This window comes from Candidatus Rokuibacteriota bacterium, assembly GCA_030647435.1.
Lineage (GTDB): Bacteria > Methylomirabilota > Methylomirabilia > Rokubacteriales > CSP1-6 > AR37.
Window position 1 is genome coordinate 53,043 of record JAUSJX010000048.1, and the last position, 15,765, is coordinate 68,807.

Annotated in this window: 16 protein-coding genes; 8 read left to right on the forward strand and 8 right to left on the reverse strand. The window is 70.6% G+C overall.

What is annotated here, in order from left to right; genetic code table 11:
• Nucleotides 1-5: 5 nt before the first annotated feature.
• Nucleotides 6-1,658: an acyl-CoA synthetase gene (locus Q7W02_08880; GenBank protein MDO8476294.1), complete on the reverse strand. Its 1,653-nt coding sequence runs from the start codon at nt 1,656-1,658 to the stop codon at nt 6-8.
• Nucleotides 1,659-2,123, reverse strand: a complete 465-nt coding sequence (locus Q7W02_08885; GenBank protein ID MDO8476295.1) for a hypothetical protein — start codon at nt 2,121-2,123, stop codon at nt 1,659-1,661.
• Between the two features lie 217 nt (nt 2,124-2,340).
• On the opposite strand from Q7W02_08885, the gene Q7W02_08890 reads away from it, so the two are divergent.
• The 8 genes from Q7W02_08890 (at nt 2,341) to Q7W02_08925 (ending at nt 9,249) form a co-directional block, all read left to right on the forward strand.
• The gene (locus Q7W02_08890) at nt 2,341-3,270 is read left to right on the forward strand and encodes a fumarylacetoacetate hydrolase family protein (protein ID MDO8476296.1); all 930 of its coding nucleotides are present in this window, start codon (nt 2,341-2,343) and stop codon (nt 3,268-3,270) included.
• Between the two features lie 24 nt (nt 3,271-3,294).
• On the forward strand, nt 3,295-4,209 hold the full coding sequence (locus Q7W02_08895) for a VOC family protein (GenBank protein ID MDO8476297.1): 915 nt from the start codon (nt 3,295-3,297) through the stop codon (nt 4,207-4,209).
• Complete coding sequence (locus tag Q7W02_08900; protein ID MDO8476298.1) at nt 4,210-5,412, forward strand: 2,3-bisphosphoglycerate-independent phosphoglycerate mutase; 1,203 nt, start codon at nt 4,210-4,212, stop codon at nt 5,410-5,412.
• Between the two features lie 12 nt (nt 5,413-5,424).
• Nucleotides 5,425-6,255, forward strand: a complete 831-nt coding sequence (locus Q7W02_08905) for a rhomboid family intramembrane serine protease (protein ID MDO8476299.1) — start codon at nt 5,425-5,427, stop codon at nt 6,253-6,255.
• A gap of 150 nt (nt 6,256-6,405) precedes the next feature.
• Entirely contained in the window at nt 6,406-6,750 is a 345-nt protein-coding gene (locus tag Q7W02_08910) for a hypothetical protein (protein MDO8476300.1), read from the forward strand.
• 20 nt (nt 6,751-6,770) lie between these two features.
• Nucleotides 6,771-8,150 (forward strand): DHH family phosphoesterase, encoded by a 1,380-nt coding sequence (locus Q7W02_08915; GenBank protein MDO8476301.1) that lies wholly within the window; start codon nt 6,771-6,773, stop codon nt 8,148-8,150.
• 5 nt (nt 8,151-8,155) lie between these two features.
• Nucleotides 8,156-8,440: a LapA family protein gene (locus Q7W02_08920; GenBank protein MDO8476302.1), complete on the forward strand. Its 285-nt coding sequence runs from the start codon at nt 8,156-8,158 to the stop codon at nt 8,438-8,440.
• A gap of 179 nt (nt 8,441-8,619) precedes the next feature.
• A complete protein-coding gene (locus tag Q7W02_08925) occupies nt 8,620-9,249 on the forward strand; it encodes a class I SAM-dependent methyltransferase (GenBank protein ID MDO8476303.1) in 630 nt (209 codons plus the stop codon).
• A 10-nt stretch (nt 9,250-9,259) separates the two neighbouring features.
• Here the strand turns inward: Q7W02_08925 and Q7W02_08930 are convergent, their stop codons facing one another.
• Genes Q7W02_08930 through Q7W02_08955 form a run of 6 tightly spaced genes read right to left on the reverse strand, consistent with a single transcriptional unit; the run spans nt 9,260 to nt 15,528 of the window.
• Nucleotides 9,260-10,147 (reverse strand): phosphate/phosphite/phosphonate ABC transporter substrate-binding protein, encoded by an 888-nt coding sequence (locus Q7W02_08930; protein ID MDO8476304.1) that lies wholly within the window; start codon nt 10,145-10,147, stop codon nt 9,260-9,262.
• Nucleotides 10,148-10,176: 29 nt separating this feature from the next.
• On the reverse strand, nt 10,177-11,619 hold the full coding sequence (locus tag Q7W02_08935) for a sigma-54 dependent transcriptional regulator (protein ID MDO8476305.1): 1,443 nt from the start codon (nt 11,617-11,619) through the stop codon (nt 10,177-10,179).
• Nucleotides 11,620-11,623: 4 nt separating this feature from the next.
• Nucleotides 11,624-13,090 (reverse strand): DegQ family serine endoprotease, encoded by a 1,467-nt coding sequence (locus tag Q7W02_08940; GenBank protein ID MDO8476306.1) that lies wholly within the window; start codon nt 13,088-13,090, stop codon nt 11,624-11,626.
• A 21-nt stretch (nt 13,091-13,111) separates the two neighbouring features.
• On the reverse strand, nt 13,112-14,515 hold the full coding sequence (gene tilS / locus Q7W02_08945) for a tRNA lysidine(34) synthetase TilS (protein ID MDO8476307.1): 1,404 nt from the start codon (nt 14,513-14,515) through the stop codon (nt 13,112-13,114).
• Nucleotides 14,499-15,185 carry a molybdenum cofactor biosynthesis protein MoaE gene (locus tag Q7W02_08950; protein ID MDO8476308.1) on the reverse strand — a complete coding sequence of 229 codons (687 nt, stop codon included), beginning with the start codon at nt 15,183-15,185 and terminating at the stop codon, nt 14,499-14,501. The genes tilS and Q7W02_08950 overlap by 17 nt, the downstream gene beginning before the upstream one ends.
• Before the next feature lie 16 nt (nt 15,186-15,201).
• The gene (locus tag Q7W02_08955; GenBank protein MDO8476309.1) at nt 15,202-15,528 is read right to left on the reverse strand and encodes an iron-sulfur cluster assembly accessory protein; all 327 of its coding nucleotides are present in this window, start codon (nt 15,526-15,528) and stop codon (nt 15,202-15,204) included.
• Nucleotides 15,529-15,765: the final 237 nt, after the last annotated feature.

The window sequence follows — 15,765 nt, forward strand, 5'->3', positions numbered from 1 at the left end:
ACGGCCTAGACGGCGGCGTCGCGCAGCACGCGGCGGAGGAGCTTGCCCGTGCCGGGCCCGGCCGGACCCGGCGCGCGCGGCACCGAGTCGACGAACACCACCTCGCGCGGCAGCTTGTATACGGCCAGCGCGTCGCGGCAGGAGTCCACGATCTCCCGCTCGAGCCCTTTTCTTGGCGCGGCTTCCCGTGTAAGCACCACGTAGGCGCGCGTGTTCTGCCCACGCACCGCGTCCGGCACGCCGATGACGCAGCAGTCGGCCACGGCGGGGTGCCGGGCGATGACGCCCTCGATCTCCTCGGGCCCGATGCGATAGCCCGACGACTTGATGAGGTCGTCCTCTCTCGAGAGGAAGGTGACGTAGCCCTCCTCGTCCATGGTGACGAAGTCGCCTGCGAAGCACCAGCCCTTGCGGACCGCGCGCCCCTGCTTGTCCGGGTCACGCCAGTAGAGCGTCCCGGTCGGGCCCTTGACGACGAGGAGCCCGACCTCGCCGGGCCGGCAGTCCTTGCCCCCCTCGCTGATGACGCGCAGCTCGTAACCCGGCACCGCCGGGCCTATGGCCCCGGGCTTGACCCGGCGCGTGACCGCGGACGAAACGAAGACGTACATCATCTCGGTCGTGCCGAGCCCCTCGAAGATCTCGAGCCCGAAGGCGTCCTTCCATGCCTGGTAGGTCTCGCCGCCGAGGGACTCGCCCCCTCCCGTGCAGAGGCGCACCGAGGAGAGGTCGTACCGCGCGCGCGCGTCAGGGACCTGGAGCATCTTGCGATAGGCCGTGGGCAGGATGGAGAGGACGGTGATGCCGTGCTTCCCGATCTGCTCGAACATGGCCTCGGGGGTGAATCGTGGAAGGAGCGATGCTGCGGCGCCGAAACGGAACGGGATGACGGCCTGGGTGGAGTAGCCCGCGGCCACCGACAAGGGCGCGGGCCCGCCGATGACATCGTCCGGGGTGACGCGCCAGCCGTGACGGCCGAAGGTGTCGGGCACCACCAGCGCCTCTTCCATGACGTGCGCGGTGCCCTTGGGCAGGCCCGTGGTGCCCGAGGTGAAGAGGAGGACGGAGACCGCCAGCCTGTCGCGCCTCACGGGCTCCACCGGCGGGTGCGCCTGGGCCATCAGGTCCGCGTACGGGATGAAGCCCTTGGCGCGGATCTCGGCGGCATCTCCGCCGATGACGATGACGTGGCGGACCGTCGCGAGTAGAGCCCCCGCCCGCTCCACCTCTTCCAGGAGCGGTTGGGCCACGATGAGGGCAACTGCCTCGGTGTTGGTCGCTACGTGGGCGATCTCCGCGCGCGAGAAGATCGGCGAGATCGGGACGATGACGGCGCCGAGCTTGATGACCGCGAAGTTGGCGACGAGGGCGGGCGGGATGGACGGGGCGCGCAGCAGCACGCGGTCCTCCTCCCCGATGCCGAGGCCCCGGAGCGCCCCGGCAAGGCGGTTCACCTGGGCGGCAAGCGCGGCGTAGGTGATCCGCTGGTCTTCGAAGAGGATCGCGGCGCGGTCGCCGCGCCCCTCGGCGACGTGGCGGTCGAGGAGCTCTTCCGTGGAATTCAGCCGCGGAGGGTAGGCCCGGAGCTCCGGCAGCGTGTAGACGCGCTCCGGCCACGCCTCGCGGGGCGGGAGGTACTCCGGTGGAATACGGCCCAACTAGTAGCGGCCGGAGGGATCGTACCCGGGGTCGCCGGGACCCGGGATCTTGCCCGACACGTAATCAGCCGTCAGCGCCCAGGGAGCGCTGCAGCCCTCGAGGAACACGCCGCGGGCCGCGCGGTAAGCGGTGCCGAACGTCAGCAGCATGACCAGGGTTGAGGTCAGGACGCCCGCCGTGCAGATGATGGCCTTGCCGGGGACATAGACCACGTTCATGAAACCGGCCGCGGTGGCGTCACCGTCCGTCGGATCCTTGCTGGTAATAGGCTCGACCGAGGGCATAAGCATCGTTTCCACAGGATCGACGGGCACGCGCTCCTGACCCAGCTTCTGGCTGGTCAGCGAAGGCTCGACCGGGGGCGCCGTCTGCGGGGCCTGGGCGAAGGCCGCCATGGGAGCCAGCGGACCCGTCACGAACAGGGCGGCCACGAGTGCCGCGGAGATCCAAGGGGTGATCTTCATTGTCGTACCTCCATGTAACCGGCTCTTTGCCCCGACCCTGTCGGGGGCTGCTGCCACTACATCCTGAGCTCTACCTTACAGTCACTGTGGCGACTATATCAAAGAAAAACCAGCCACTTCAAGCCGCCTCCCGGCCCCCCAAAACGGTGCTAGAATGCCGCCCGCGGCACCCTGCCGCCCATCGGAACCCCCCATGGGAACTCTAAGGAGGCCCCACATGAAGATCGTCCGGTTCTCTCAGAACGGCCACTCCCCGCGCCTGGGCTGCTTCATAGGCCAGGACCGCGTGGTGGACCTTGAGGCGAGCTGTGCCGCCTGGCTCTCAGCCAAGGGGGTCGTCCGCTCGGCCGCCATCTCGACCGCCCTCTTCCCCCAGAGCACGCGCGGCTTCCTCGAGGGCGGCTCAGCCACCCAGGACATGCTCGGGGCCATGATGGACGCGACCAAGGCGGGTAAGTTCCAGCCGGTCAGCCACGCGTCCAATGCCGTGCGCCTGCACGCTCCCATCAACGACCCGGGCAAGTTCATCTGTATCGGGCTCAACTACAAGGACCATGCCGCGGAGACGGGCAGCCCCGTGCCCAAGGAGCCGCCGGTCTTCCCCAAGTGGAACAATGCCATCCTCGATCCCGGCGAGCCCATTCTCCGGCCCCGCGGGGAGAAAACCCTCGACTGGGAGGTGGAGCTCGGCGTGGTCATCGGCAAGACGGCGCGCTTCGTGCCGAGGGATCGGGCGCTCGACTACATCTACGGCTACACCATCATCAACGACGCGAGCGCGCGCGACTTTCAGTTCCACACGAGCCAGTGGGGCCCCGGCAAGATGGGCGACACGCTGGCGCCGGTCGGTCCCTACATCGCCGACCGCTCGGAGATCCCCGACCCGCACGTGCTCGATCTGAAGACCTGGGTCAACGGGACGCTCATGCAGAACGGCAATACCAAGAACTTCATCTTCGACCTCGGCTACATCATCCAGTACCTGACCAACATCATGACGCTCTCGCCGGGCGACCTCATCTCCACGGGCACGCCGGCCGGCGTCGGGTTCTCGCGCAAGCCGCCGGTCACGCTCCAGCCCGGCGACGTCTGCAAGCTCGAGATCACGGGGCTCGGCACCCTCGAGAACCCCGTCAAGGACGCGTAGCGGCGTCGCCGCAGGAGGCCCGGCATGGCGGTGAGATCGTTTCTCCACTACGCGCTTGAGGTGCCCGACCAGACGGTCGGCCAGAAGTACTACCAGGATTTCGGCCTGGTAGACGCGACCGGCAACGGCCTAGCGGTGCGGCTCAAGCCCGCGCGCCAGGCACGCGAGGCGGTCCTGCTCTACGCGGGGCCGCGCAAGCGCCTGCATCACCTCTGCTACGGCGCCACGGGCGACGATTTCGCGCAGACCCGAACGGCGCTCGCCGCGGCCGGCGTGAAGGAGATCGATCCGCCGCGCGGCGCACCTCCAGGCGGCATCTGGGTGCGCGATCCGGACGGCAATCTCGTGAATATTCGCGACGAGGCGGCGCCAGCGCTGCCCGCCGACCCGCCCCCCGCGCTCAACGGCCCCGGTTACGCGCCTCGGCAGGCGGTCAGAGGAGCGCCGACGCGGGGCATGTCGATCGCCCCGCGCAGGCTGGGCCACGTCCTGCTGTTCAGCCCCGACCTGAATCGCCAGGTGGATTTCTACACCCGCGTGCTGGGCATGAAGCTGTCGGACCGTTCGCGGAACATCATCGCCTTCATGCGCTGCGGCACCGACCACCATGCGCTCGCCCTTCTCACGTCCACAGCGCCCGGCTTCCACCACGGATCCTTCCAGGTCGGCAGCGTCGACGAGATCGGCATGGGGGCGGCGCGGATGATCGAGCGCGGCTGGCAGCCCGGCTGGGGCTTCGGGCGCCACGTCATCGGCTCGAACTTCTTCTACTACATCCGCGACCCGTGGGGCAGCCTCGCCGAGTACTACTACGACCTCGACTACATTCCCGAGGCGTGCGCCTGGGAGCCGCGGGACTGGGCCGAAGAGGACGCGCTCTACGCGTGGGGGCCGACGGTGCCGCCCGACTTCGGCGAGAACAAGGAAGCCTCGGCCTAGATGGACCTGGGCCTGCTGCACGACCTGGCCCAACCGAACACCACCAGGATCATCCTCTGCTCCCTCGACGGGCTCGGCGGCCTGCCGCGCCCCGGCACGGGAAAGAGCGAACTGGAAACGGCCCGCCTGCCAAACCTCCACGCCTTGGCAAAGCGCTCGGCGTGCGGCCTCCTCCGCCACGTGGGGCCCGGCATCACGCCGGGAAGCGGGCCGGGCCATCTCGGCCTCTTCGGCTACGACCCGCTCCAGCACCCGGTGGGCCGCGGCGTCCTCGAGGCCCTCGGCATCGACTTCCCTCTCAAGCCCGGCGACGTCGCCGCGCGCGGCAACTTCTGCACCGTGGATGCCCAGGGGCGCATCACCGACCGCCGCGCCGGGCGCATCGCCACGGATCTCTGCGTCAAGCTCTGCGAGAAGCTTCGGCGCGTCACGGTGGACGGCGCGGCGATCGTCATCGAGCCCGTCAAGGAGCACCGCTTCGTCCTCGTCCTGCGCGGCGAGGGGCTTTCGGGACGCGTATCGGAGACCGATCCGCAGGCGCTCGGGGTGCCGCCTCTCCGCGCACGCGCGCTCGAGCCCTCGGCCGAGCGCGCGGCCGCTGCCGTCAACCAGTTCGTCGAGCGCGCGCGGCCGCTCCTCCGGGACGCGGCGCCGGCCAATATGGTCCTCTTGCGCGGGTTCGACAAGCAGCCGGACATCCCGCTCTTCGCCGGCACCTTCCGCCTGCGGGCGGCGGCCGTCGCCGCCTACCCGATGTATCGCGGCCTCGCGCGCCTCGTCGGCATGGACGTGCTCGACACGGGCCCGACCTTCGCCGACGAGATCGCCACGCTCAAGCGGCACTGGAGCAACTTCGATTTCTTCTTCCTCCACTACAAGGACACGGACAAGGCGGGCGAAGACGGCGACTTCGATGCCAAGGTCGCGGCGCTCGAGCGCTTCGACGCGCGGCTGCCCGACGTGCAGGCACTCGGGCCCGACGTGCTGGCCGTCTCCGGTGACCACTCGACGCCGTCCATCCTCGCGGCGCACGGCTGGCAGCCCGTGCCGGCCTTGGTGTCGAGCGCCTACTGCGGCGCCGATCATGTCAGCCGCTTCACCGAGCGCGACTGCGCCGGCGGAGCCCTCGGGATCCTGCCCGCCCAGGACCTCATGCCCCTCCTGATGGCCAACGCCCTCCGCCTCGCGAAGTACGGCGCCTAGGGCCGCCACAGCGTGTTCCGCCAGCGTTCAGGCTCGAGCCTCTGCTACGCCTGCGGCAAGTTGAACCGGGTGGACGCCTCCGTCTGCTTCTACTGCGGCCGGCGGAACCCAGGACTCTGGGGCTTCGGCCCCGCGATCGGCCGCCTCATCGGCGGGCTCGACTTCGCCGCCCTGGTGACGGTGGTAGCCATCACCGCCTACATCGCCTCTCTCGCCCTCGATCCTCGCTCGGCGCTCGCTCCGCGCGGGGTCTTCGACCTGTTCGCGCCCGGTGGCCGCGCCCTCATTGCCCTCGGCATGGCGGGGGCGGTGCCGTGGCAGGCGGGCCACTGGTGGACCGTCTTGACCGCCATCTATCTTCACGGCAGCCTGCTGCACATCCTCTTCAACCTGCTCTGGATCCGCCAGCTCCTCCCGGACGTCGAAGAGGTGTACGGGCAGGCACGGACGATCGTGATATTCACGCTGAGCGGCGCCGCGGGCTTCCTTCTCTCGAACGCGGCGGGAAATCCGTTCACGCTCGGCGCCTCGGGCGCCGTCTTCGGGGTTCTGGGCGCCATGGTGTGGTACGGGAGGCGCCGCGGCGGCCTCTTCGGAGCCGCCGTCCTCCGGCAGTACGGCCGCTGGGCGCTCATCCTCTTCGTCGTCGGCCTGCTCCCCGGAATGCGGGTGGACAACTGGGGACACGCCGGCGGCTTCCTGGGCGGGGTGCTCGTGGCGCTCCTGCTCGGCGCGGGCGACCAACATCCCGAGCGCGGGATCCACCGGGTGTTGGCCGCGGCCTGCCTCGCGCTCACGGCCGCCGCCTTCGCGCTCCAGCTGTGGACGGCCTTCGCCGCTTGAGGCCCCGCCCGTCCCGCAGGCCAAGATGCTTGCCGCCGGCTAGCCCTTGAGGTAGAGCTGCCAATGAGGTGCAGTTGCCAATGAAGTACAGTTGCCAATGAGGTACAGTTAAAGGCGCTGATACATCCACGCCGTTACACGGGAGGACCCATGGCCGAGCGATCCAGGCGCCGTCCCGCGCGGAGCGCCGCGCAGACCCGACTCAAGCAGCTCGAGACGCGGCTCGCGCATCTCGAAAGCCAGCTCAAGACGCTCCGCGCGGAGGCCTCCGGGAGCGTGGGCGCCGCGCGCGCGAAGCTCGAGAGCCTCGAGCGCCGCGCCGCGGACCAGATCACCCGAGCGCAGACCACCCTCAAGGAGTCCCTGGATTCGATCGCCCGCACCCTGGCCGCCTCGAAGGATACCGTGGGACTCAAAGCCGGCCGCTTGACGCGCGCGGTGCGTGCCGGCGTGCGGGCGGGCACCCGCGCGTACCGCCGCCGGGCGCGCCGCTAGAAGCCTCCCGAGGGTTCTCCATGCGGCCCGTGCTGGTCATGCCGGAAGACCTCGTCCTCCACCTCGAGGGCCACATCGCCCTGGGCGGTGAGCCGCCGCTCTACCTCGTGTCACGCCCCGCGCTTCGCGCCCGTCTCGCGCGGCGAAAGGCGCGGGCCATAACCGGTGACCCCGAAGACCCCGAGGCGTATCGCCGCACGCTCGGCCGCGGCCGCGGGCCTCTCGTCGTGGGGGCGCCGGCGGGCCGCACGCCGCGGGTCGCGGCGGCGGTGCGCGCGGCGCTCCCCGACGCGGCCGTCCTCGTCGTGGGCGACGATCGGCTCCACGTCCCCGGCGCCATCACGGTGCCGTGGAGCGCCTTCGCCGAGCGCGTGCTCCAGCCGGAGCTCGAGCGCGCCCAGGAGCGGACGCGCGTCGAGAAGATCCGCGCCCACTTCGACGGCGCCTCGCGCATCCTCATCCTGATGCAGGACGATCCCGACCCCGACGCCATCGCCTCGGCCCTGGCGCTCAGAACCTTGCTCGGCCGCAACCGCACGGGAGCGCCCATCTGCACCTTCGGCACCATCACCCGGCCCGAGAACATCGGCATGTGCGAGATCCTCGACATCGATGTCGAGCCGATCACGACGCGCGAGATGCACGGCTTCGACCGGGTCGCCATGGTGGACCTCCAGCCCTCCTTCCTCGAGGAGCGCTTCGTCGAGGTCGACCTCGTCATCGATCACCACCCGATCGAGGAGCCGGTGCGCGCGCGGATCCGCGATGTGCGGCCCTCGTACGGCGCCACGTCGACCATCCTGGTCGAGTACCTGCGGGCCGCGGACGTCAAGATCACGCAGCGCCTGGCGACGGCGCTGCTCTACGGCATCAAGGCCGACACGCTCGGGCTCGAGCGGGGCGGCACGCGCGCCGACCTCGACGCGTTCGCGTTCCTCTACCTGCTCGCCAACCACAACGCGCTGCGCCGCATCGAGCGCCCCGCCCTCGGCGAGGCCGCGCTCGACGCCCTGGCGGCCGGGCTCGCCAAGCGCAAGATCGTCAAGGGCGTGTTCTTCTCCCACCTGGGCCCCGTCGCCACCGCGGACCTGATTCCGCAGTTCGCCGACTTCGGACTCCAGGCCGAGGGCGTCGAATGGTCGGTGGTCTCGGGTGTGGTCGGTGAAGACATCCACGTCTCGGTGCGCAGCGTCGGCTACGTCAGGAGCGCGGGTGACGTGACGCGCGCGGCCTTCGGCGACCTGGGCTCGGCGGGCGGCCACCGGACCATGGCCAAGGCCGTCCTGCCCGCCGACGCGCTGCTCGCGTCCGGTCAGGAGCCGACGAAGGGCGCCGGCTGCCAGGCCCGCATCGTGGAGCGCTTCCTCCGGGCCCTCGGCGCCAACGGCGGAAGGAGCTGAGCGCGATGACACTCGCCTACATCCTGATGGCCCTCGTGGGGGCTGCCTGCGCAGTCTTCGCGCTGCAGAACATGGTCCGGGTCGATATCAGCTTCCTGGGCTGGAGCGCGGAGGGCATACCCCTGGCCCTCGTCATCCTGTTGTCCGTGCTTGGCGGCCTCATCTTCGCCTCCTGCGCGGGCCTCCTGCGCCACTGGAAGCTGCGCTCGCGCATCCGCCAGCTCGAAGCTCAGCTGGCGGCGCAGGAGCGCCCCGGCGCGCCCAACCCGGCGGCGAGAAGTCTCGAGTGAGCCCCGAGACGGGCCCACGACGGCCGTTTTTCCCTCTCCGGTCTGGGGGTCATTCGGACGACGTTTCTCCTTTAGGATCAAGAGGTCAGAAAGCGCTTGGCAACCGTGGGCGCGGTGTGTTAGAAGTGCGGAGGCTGGCTTCTGGCTTACCGGCAGAACCCCGCAGGAGGCGATTTTCCGTGGACGCGGCGTTGGAGAAACGGCAGGTCAAGCGGGCCTACAAGATCTACGCCCCCGCCTACGACTTCGTGTTCGACTGGATCTTCCACCCCGGGCGGGAGCAGGCCATCAGGCTCCTGGACATCAAGGGCGGCGAGCAGATCCTCGAGGTCGGCATCGGTACCGGCTTGAACCTGCCGCTGTACCCCGCCAACTGCCGCATCACGGGCATCGATCTGTCGGAGGAGATGCTCGAGAAGGCGCAGGACAAGGTCGTGGAGCTCGCGCTCAACAACATCACGCTCAAGGCGATGGACGCCACGGTCATGGACTTCGGGGACAGCGAGTTCGACGCGGCGGTGGCGACCTATACGATCAGCGCCGTGCCGGACCCCGTCGCGGTGCTGCGGGAGATGCGCCGGGTAGTCAAGCCGGGCGGCAACATCGTGCTCCTGAACCACTTCCGCAGCGAGCGCCGCGTGGTCGGGCGCCTCGAGGACCTGATCTCGCCCGTGTGCACGCGGCTGGGCTGGAAATCGAACCTGCCGCTCGAGCCGCTCCTCGAGCAGGTCGGCCTCATCCCGGACCTCTCCGCCAAGGTGAATCTCTTCAACGGCTGGCGCCTGATCAAGTGCCTCAACCGCAAGTAACCCGCCCGCTTCAGCGATTCGGCCGGTAGTCCATCAGCTCCAGAGCCTCCCTGACGGGCTCGTAGTCCGCGTCCCGCGCCTCCACGAAGCCGTCGATGTCGTAGATCTGCTTCAGCACCGCCGCGTGCTCGGGCTTCTTCATGGCGAGCAGCGCCCGCTTGACCGCCTGGATCGCGGCCGCGGGCAGCCCCGGGCGGGCGCAGATGCCCGCTTCCGGAATCTCCGGCGTCTCGCCAACCACGGCGAGCTGTGCGATGAGCGCGAGGTCCTTCAGGTGGATCTCGGGCGCCGAGTCGAAAGAGGCGGCGGAGTCCACCCGTCCCTGGAGGAGCGCGCGCAGCGCCGCCTCGTGCGTGCCCGCGAAGAGAGCGTCCTTAAAGAACGTCTTCGGGTCCCGGTCCCGGACCAGCCCGCGCTTGATCAGGAACACCATCGGGTAGATGTAGCCCGAGCTGGACGCCGGGTCCACGAAGGCGATCGTGCGGCCGCGAAGCTCCTCGACGCGCGTGATCCCGCTTGCCTTGCGGACGTAGAAGCGCGCGGTGTAGGCGGTCTTGCCCTGCCAGACGTCACGCACGAGGATCTCACAGCCGGCCTCGCGCCGGGCCAGGACGTAGCCCACCGGGTGGACGAAAGCCAGGTCCACACGGCGGCTTCTGAGCGCCTCCACGACGCCCGCGTAGTCCGAGGCGACCTGCGCCCGCACCGGTACGCCCGACAGTCGCGCGACCGCCGCCACGAAGGCGTCCGCGGCCTCCTGGAGCGCCGTTGGATCGCGCGAGGGCGTGAAAGCCATGATCAGCGGCTTCTCGGGCATCCCGCGCTGGCCCCAGGCGGACCCGGGCGCTCCGAAGCCCCCGAGAGCTCCAAAGCCGATGATGGCGGCGAATGCCGCCAGGAGCGCGGCGGGGCGGCGAAGACCGGAGCTCAGGGACGGCCCCCGCCCGCGGCGGGCGGCAGGGCGCGAGCGCTGTCCTCGGGGCGGACGCCCCAGGCCGCCAGTCGGGCGAGGAGGGTGTTGCGGTGCATGCCGAGGACCCGTGCGGCGCGGCTTCGGTTCCCGTTCTCGCGCTCGAGCGCGCGCAGCACGTAGGCCTGCTCGAAGCGATCGCGGGCCTCGTGGAGCGGCAGCGACGCCTGCCCCCCGTCGCCGCCCGCCCGCTGGTTGACCTCGTGGATGGCGAGGTCCACGGGCAGGTCGTCGAGGTGGACGACCGGGCCCGTCGCCAGCGCGACGCTGCGCTCGACGATGTTCTCGAGCTCGCGCACGTTCCCGGGCCAGTCGTAGGCCTGGAGCGCCGGCAGGGCCCCGCGCGAGATGCCGCGAACGTCCTTCTTGAACTCCCGCGAATACTTCTGGAGGAAGTGCTCGACGAGGATCGGGATGTCGTCCTTGCGGGCGCGAAGCGGGGGAATCGCGATCGGCACCACGTTGAGCCGGTAGAAGAGATCCTCGCGGAAGGCCCGGGCGCGCACCGCCGCCTTGAGGTCCACGTTGGTGGCGGCAATGATCCGCACGTCCACCGGGATGGGGCGCCCTCCACCCAGCCGCTCGATCTCCCGCTCCTGCAGCGCGCGCAGGAGCTTGGCCTGCAGATCCACGCGGAGCGTGCCGACCTCGTCCAGGAAGAGCGTGCCGCCGTGGGCCAGCTCGAACTTGCCCATCTTCCGGGCGTGGGCGCCCGTGAAGGCGCCCTTCTCGTGGCCGAAGAGCTCGGACTCGAGCAGCGTGTCGGGAATGGCCGCCAGGTTGACGGCCACGAGAGGCTGGGCGCGCCGCGGTCCCTGCCGATGGATGGCGCGGGCCACGAGTTCCTTGCCGGTGCCGGTCTCGGCCGCGATCAGGACCGTCGCCGGTGTCTGCGCCACCTGAGCGATGAGCTCGTAGAGCCTGACCATGGACGGGTGGCGCCCGACCAAGGCGTCGAAGCCTTGGGCGCGGTCGAGCTCGGCCCGGAGGCAGTGCACCTCACGCTCGAGCGCCCGCCGCTCCGCGGCTTGCCGCACGAGGGCCAGGATCTCGTCCACGTCGAACGGCTTGGTGACGTAGTCGTAGGCGCCGCCCTTGATGGTCTCGACGGCCGTGCGCACGTCTTTGACCGCCGTGACGATGATCACGGCGAGACGGTCGTCGAGAGCCAGGATCTGGGGGAGGAAGGTCGGGCCGGGAGGCCCGGGCATCCGCACGTCGAGCAGGACCACGTCCACCCGGCGGGAGCGCAGGACCTCGAGCCCCTTGGCGCCCTCATCGGCCTCGAGGACCTCGAACTCGCCATCGAGAATGACGCGGAAGGACTCGCGGACTCCCTGCTCGTCGTCAATGACGAGCGCCACGGGTCTGGGACGGGATGGCTCGGGGTCGGCGCTCATGGCCTCAGGGCTTGTCCGGGACCTTGAGGACGACGTACTCGCGGCCGGCCCCGCTCCGCGCGATCTGAACGGGCACGGCCTCGCCCGGCTTGAGCGCGGCCACCGCCTTCTTGAACTCCTCAACGCTGCCGACCCGGCGGCGGTTGACCTCGAGGACGAGGTCGCCCTCCTTGATGCCGGCCGCCGCCGCCGCGCTGTCAGGCGCCACGTCTGTGACCACGACGCCGGAGCGCCCGGGCAGCCCGTACGCCTGCGCCGCGTCCTCGCCGAGCTCCTCGACCGTCACCCCGAGGCCCTCGCCCTTCGATCCGGCCGCCACCACCATCTCCTCAGCCGGCTGCTCCCCGATCTTGACCGTGAGCTTGGAGGTCTTGCGGTCGCGCAGCACCGTGAGAGTGACGGCTCGGCCCGGCGGGATGGCGGCCACGCGCTTCTGGAGGTCGGTCACCTCCTTGATCGGGACGCCGCCCAGCTCGACGATGATGTCGCCCGGCTTCATGCCGGCCGCCTCGGCCGGGCCGTCCTTCAGCACGTCCGCCACCAGCACTCCGCCCTTGCTGGGGACCCCGAAGCCGTCGGCGAGGTCGTCCGACAGGTCCTGGATGGAGATGCCGAGCCAGCCGCGCACCACCCGGCCCTTCGCGATCAGCTGGGTCATGACCTCGCGGGCCATGTTGATCGGAATGGCAAAGCCGATGCCCTGCCCCGCGGACACGATGGCGGTGTTGATGCCGATCACGCGCCCGTCGAGGTTGAGCAGCGGCCCGCCCGAGTTGCCGGGGTTGATGGAGGCGTCGGTCTGGATGAACGCCTCGTAGGTCGCCACGCCGACCCGCGTGCGTCCGGTCGCGGAGATGATGCCGACCGTAACGGTCCGGTCGAGACCGAACGGGTTGCCGATGGCGATGGCCCACTGGCCGATACGGAGCTTGTCGGAGTCGCCGAGCTCCGCCGACGGCAGCGCGCCCGCGCCCGGGTCGATCTTGACGACCGCGAGATCGGTCTTCGCGTCGCGCCCCACGAGGGTCGCCGCGAACTTGCGGTCGTCGGACAGCCGCACCTCGATCTCGGCCGCGCTCTCCACGACGTGGGCGTTGGTCAGGATGTAGCCGCGGGCGTCCACGATGACGCCTGAGCCTGCCGAGCGCGCCTCCTCGCGCGGCGCGCGGCGCTTGAAGAAGCGGTCGTAGAACTCGGGGCCGAAGAAGTCGCGGAAGCGCTGCTCGCCTTCGGGAGGCTGGCCGCCCTCGCCGGGGGGCGCCTTCTTGGGCTTGACGCTGACATTGACCACGGACGGCGTCACCCGGTCGGCGACGGAGGCGAAGGCGTCTTCCAGCGCGTGGAGTATAGCCTTGCTGTCCGGCCCTTTGGCGGCGGCAGATCCAGACTGGGCAGCGGCCGGCTGGGGGACGAGCCAGAGCGCAGCCAACAGCATCCCCGTGGCCAGCAACCGCTCCCGCGTCAGTCCCATGTCCCCTCCTGGCGCGCCATCTTACTCTCCCGCCTCATGCCCCGCCAGAGGAGACCGAAGTGTCACCTCGAGGATACGCCGCGTCCCCGGCCCGACCGGGGCGGCCTGCCCGCGCCGGAGCCCGGCGACCCAGATGATGTCGCCCCCCGCCTCGACGAGGGGCACGCGATCGCGCTCCCAGCGGGGCACACCCGCGTCGATCAGGAACGACTTGAGCCGCCGCTCGGCAGGGCCGCCGAACGGCGCGAAGCGGTCCCCGCGCCGTCTGCCGCGGACGTGAAGCCGGCTCGGGAGGAGATCGGCATCGAAAGCCGCGCGCGCGGCCTCGCGCGGGGCGGCATAGCCTGGGGCCCGATCGAAGCAGCGGGCGTCCAGCACCAGGCCGACCTCGGGCAGCGGGAGCTCACCCGGCACCGGAAACTCATGGGCCGCGAGCGCCGGGAGCCGCCCCTGCCCGACGCGCAGCCACCGGCCGCTCCGCTCGACGATCACGCCTCCCGAGCGCAGGGCGCCCCGCCGCGCCCCGGGCACGAGAAGCCCGCGAAGGGCCTTCTGGGCGTGGCCGCGTAGGGCGCCCGAGTGCCCGAGATCGCGCGCGGCCTGGCGCACCGTCTCGGCCGCCGCCTCGCCCGGCAGCCCCGCCAGGTCGGCGACGCTCAACACCCAGCCTGCCGCGCCCCGCCGCCCGAGCCGCGGCAGCTCCCGCGCGGCGACGCGCTCGAGGTCGTCGACCATGGCGCGCACGAGAGCGGCCGAGCGCGCCAGGTGCTCGACGAGCCCTGGCTCGACGGCCTCGGCCAGGAAGGGCAGCACCTCGTGGCGGATGCGGTTGCGCAGGAAGCGCGGGTCGCTGTTGCTCGCGTCCTCGACCCACGCGAGCCCTCGCGCGCGCAGGTGCGCCTCGATGTCCGCCCGTCGCGCGCCGAGGAACGGCCGGATGAAGATCCCGCGCACGGGGGCGATCCCCGCGAGCCCTCGCGGGCCTGCGCCCTCGAGGAGACGCATGAGGACCGTCTCGGCCTGGTCGTCGGCCGTGTGGGCCGTCGCGACGCGCTGGGCGCCCACGCGGCGTGCAACTTCACGGAAGGCGCCGTAGCGGGCGCGGCGCGCCTCCGCCTCGAGGCCGTCCCAGGGCGGCTCCCGCGTCACCGAGACGCGCTCGAGGTGGAACGGGATGCCGAGCCGGGCGCAGAGGCCGCCTGCGAACCCGGCGTCGGCGTCGGCCTCGGGCCGGAGACCGTGGTGGACGTGGACGACCTGGAGCGTGAGGCGGAGCTCTGGGGCGAGGGCGCCGAGCACGTCGAGGAGAGCGACGGAGTCGGCGCCGCCCGACACGGCGACCAAGACAGCTTCGCCGCCCCGGAGCATCCCGGAGCGGCGAATGGAGTCGAGGGCGAGCGCGCGGAGCTCAGTGCCCGTGGTCACATTCGCCTTGGAGACCGACCCAGACTTCTCCGTCCTCGAAGTACTCCTTCTTCCAGACGGGCACCGTCTCCTTGAGCGTGTCGATGGCGAAGCGGCAGGCGTCGAAGGCCTCGCCCCGGTGCGGCGAGGAGACCGCGATCATGACGCTCGACTCGCCGATCTCGAGCCTCCCGATCCTGTGCACGAGCGCCAGGGCGCGCACGCCCGGCCACCGCGCGCGCACGGCCGACGCGATCTCCCGCATCTTGGCCGCGGCCATGGGCGCGTGCGCCTCGTACTCGAGGTACTTCACGCGCCGCCCACCCGTCTCCTCGCGCACGACGCCCGAAAAGAGCACGAGGCCGCCAGCGAAGGGATCGCCGACGGCGGCCATGATCCGCTCCTCGGAGAGCGGCTCGGCGGTGACCTCGACGAGGTCTTCGCTCGCGCCGCCACTCACGGGCGGGAAGAAGCAGAGCTCGTCGCCCGCGCGCAGGGGATGGGTCGGCGGAACGTAGTCGGTGCCGAGGGCGAACAACGTGAAAGGGCGGTACGGCTGAAGGACCGGGAAGCGGCTCGCCACCGCCTCCCAGGCCGACTCGACCGTACCGCCCTCCGGAAGGTCCAGCTCGACGTGGTCGCGGCCGGCCACCTCGCGATAGCGGGCGAAGAACCGGACGGCGACCTTCATGACGTGCGTGAAACGCTTAGAACTGGTGAGACGATCCGCAGCCGCAGGAGGACTTCACGTTGGGGTTCTTGATGGCGAAGCCGGCCCCCAGCATGTTGTTGTCCACGTAGTCGACCTCGCTGCCCTTGAGGTACGGCGCGCTCTTGCTGTCCACGAGGACCTTGACGCCGTGCGACTCCATGACGTCGTCGTCGGCGCCCACCGCGTCGTCCCAGCCGAGCTCGTAGGACATGCCGGAGCAGCCGCCGCCGACCACGCGGATCCTGAGGCCCCACTCCGGCTTACCCTCTTCGAGCTTCAGGTCCGAGATCTTCTTCGCAGCCGTTTCGGTCAGTGAGATCATGAATCCCTCCTTGGGTTCCGTGTCGGATAGTACGCGACAACACCCTTAGTATAGCAGAGCCCCACCGCCCGGTGGAGCCCCCTGGAAGAATGCCAAGAAACCGGCAGGCGGCTCAAAAAGGTCCAGATGCGAGGCGGCGCCCCGCCCTTCGAGTTGAGCGGCGGCCGCCGGCCGACGCGAGACGAGGGCTGAGTCGATTCCGCAGGTCGGCGAGAAGGGTCCAGATGCGAGGCGGCG

Bases quoted from the DNA above. Each gene is read 5' to 3' on its own strand.
- Q7W02_08885 (MDO8476295.1), bottom strand. From the start codon at position 2,123: ATGAAGATCACCCCTTGGATCTCCGCGGCACTCGTGGCCGCCCTGTTC.
- Q7W02_08890 (MDO8476296.1), top strand. From the start codon at position 2,341: ATGAAGATCGTCCGGTTCTCTCAGAACGGCCACTCCCCGCGCCTGGGC.
- Q7W02_08895 (MDO8476297.1), top strand. From the start codon at position 3,295: ATGGCGGTGAGATCGTTTCTCCACTACGCGCTTGAGGTGCCCGACCAG.
- Q7W02_08900 (MDO8476298.1), top strand. From the start codon at position 4,210: ATGGACCTGGGCCTGCTGCACGACCTGGCCCAACCGAACACCACCAGG.
- Q7W02_08910 (MDO8476300.1), top strand. From the start codon at position 6,406: ATGGCCGAGCGATCCAGGCGCCGTCCCGCGCGGAGCGCCGCGCAGACC.
- Q7W02_08915 (MDO8476301.1), top strand. From the start codon at position 6,771: ATGCGGCCCGTGCTGGTCATGCCGGAAGACCTCGTCCTCCACCTCGAG.
- Q7W02_08920 (MDO8476302.1), top strand. From the start codon at position 8,156: ATGACACTCGCCTACATCCTGATGGCCCTCGTGGGGGCTGCCTGCGCA.
- Q7W02_08935 (MDO8476305.1), bottom strand. From the start codon at position 11,619: ATGAGCGCCGACCCCGAGCCATCCCGTCCCAGACCCGTGGCGCTCGTC.
- Q7W02_08940 (MDO8476306.1), bottom strand. From the start codon at position 13,090: ATGGGACTGACGCGGGAGCGGTTGCTGGCCACGGGGATGCTGTTGGCT.
- Q7W02_08950 (MDO8476308.1), bottom strand. From the start codon at position 15,185: ATGAAGGTCGCCGTCCGGTTCTTCGCCCGCTATCGCGAGGTGGCCGGC.
- Q7W02_08955 (MDO8476309.1), bottom strand. From the start codon at position 15,528: ATGATCTCACTGACCGAAACGGCTGCGAAGAAGATCTCGGACCTGAAG.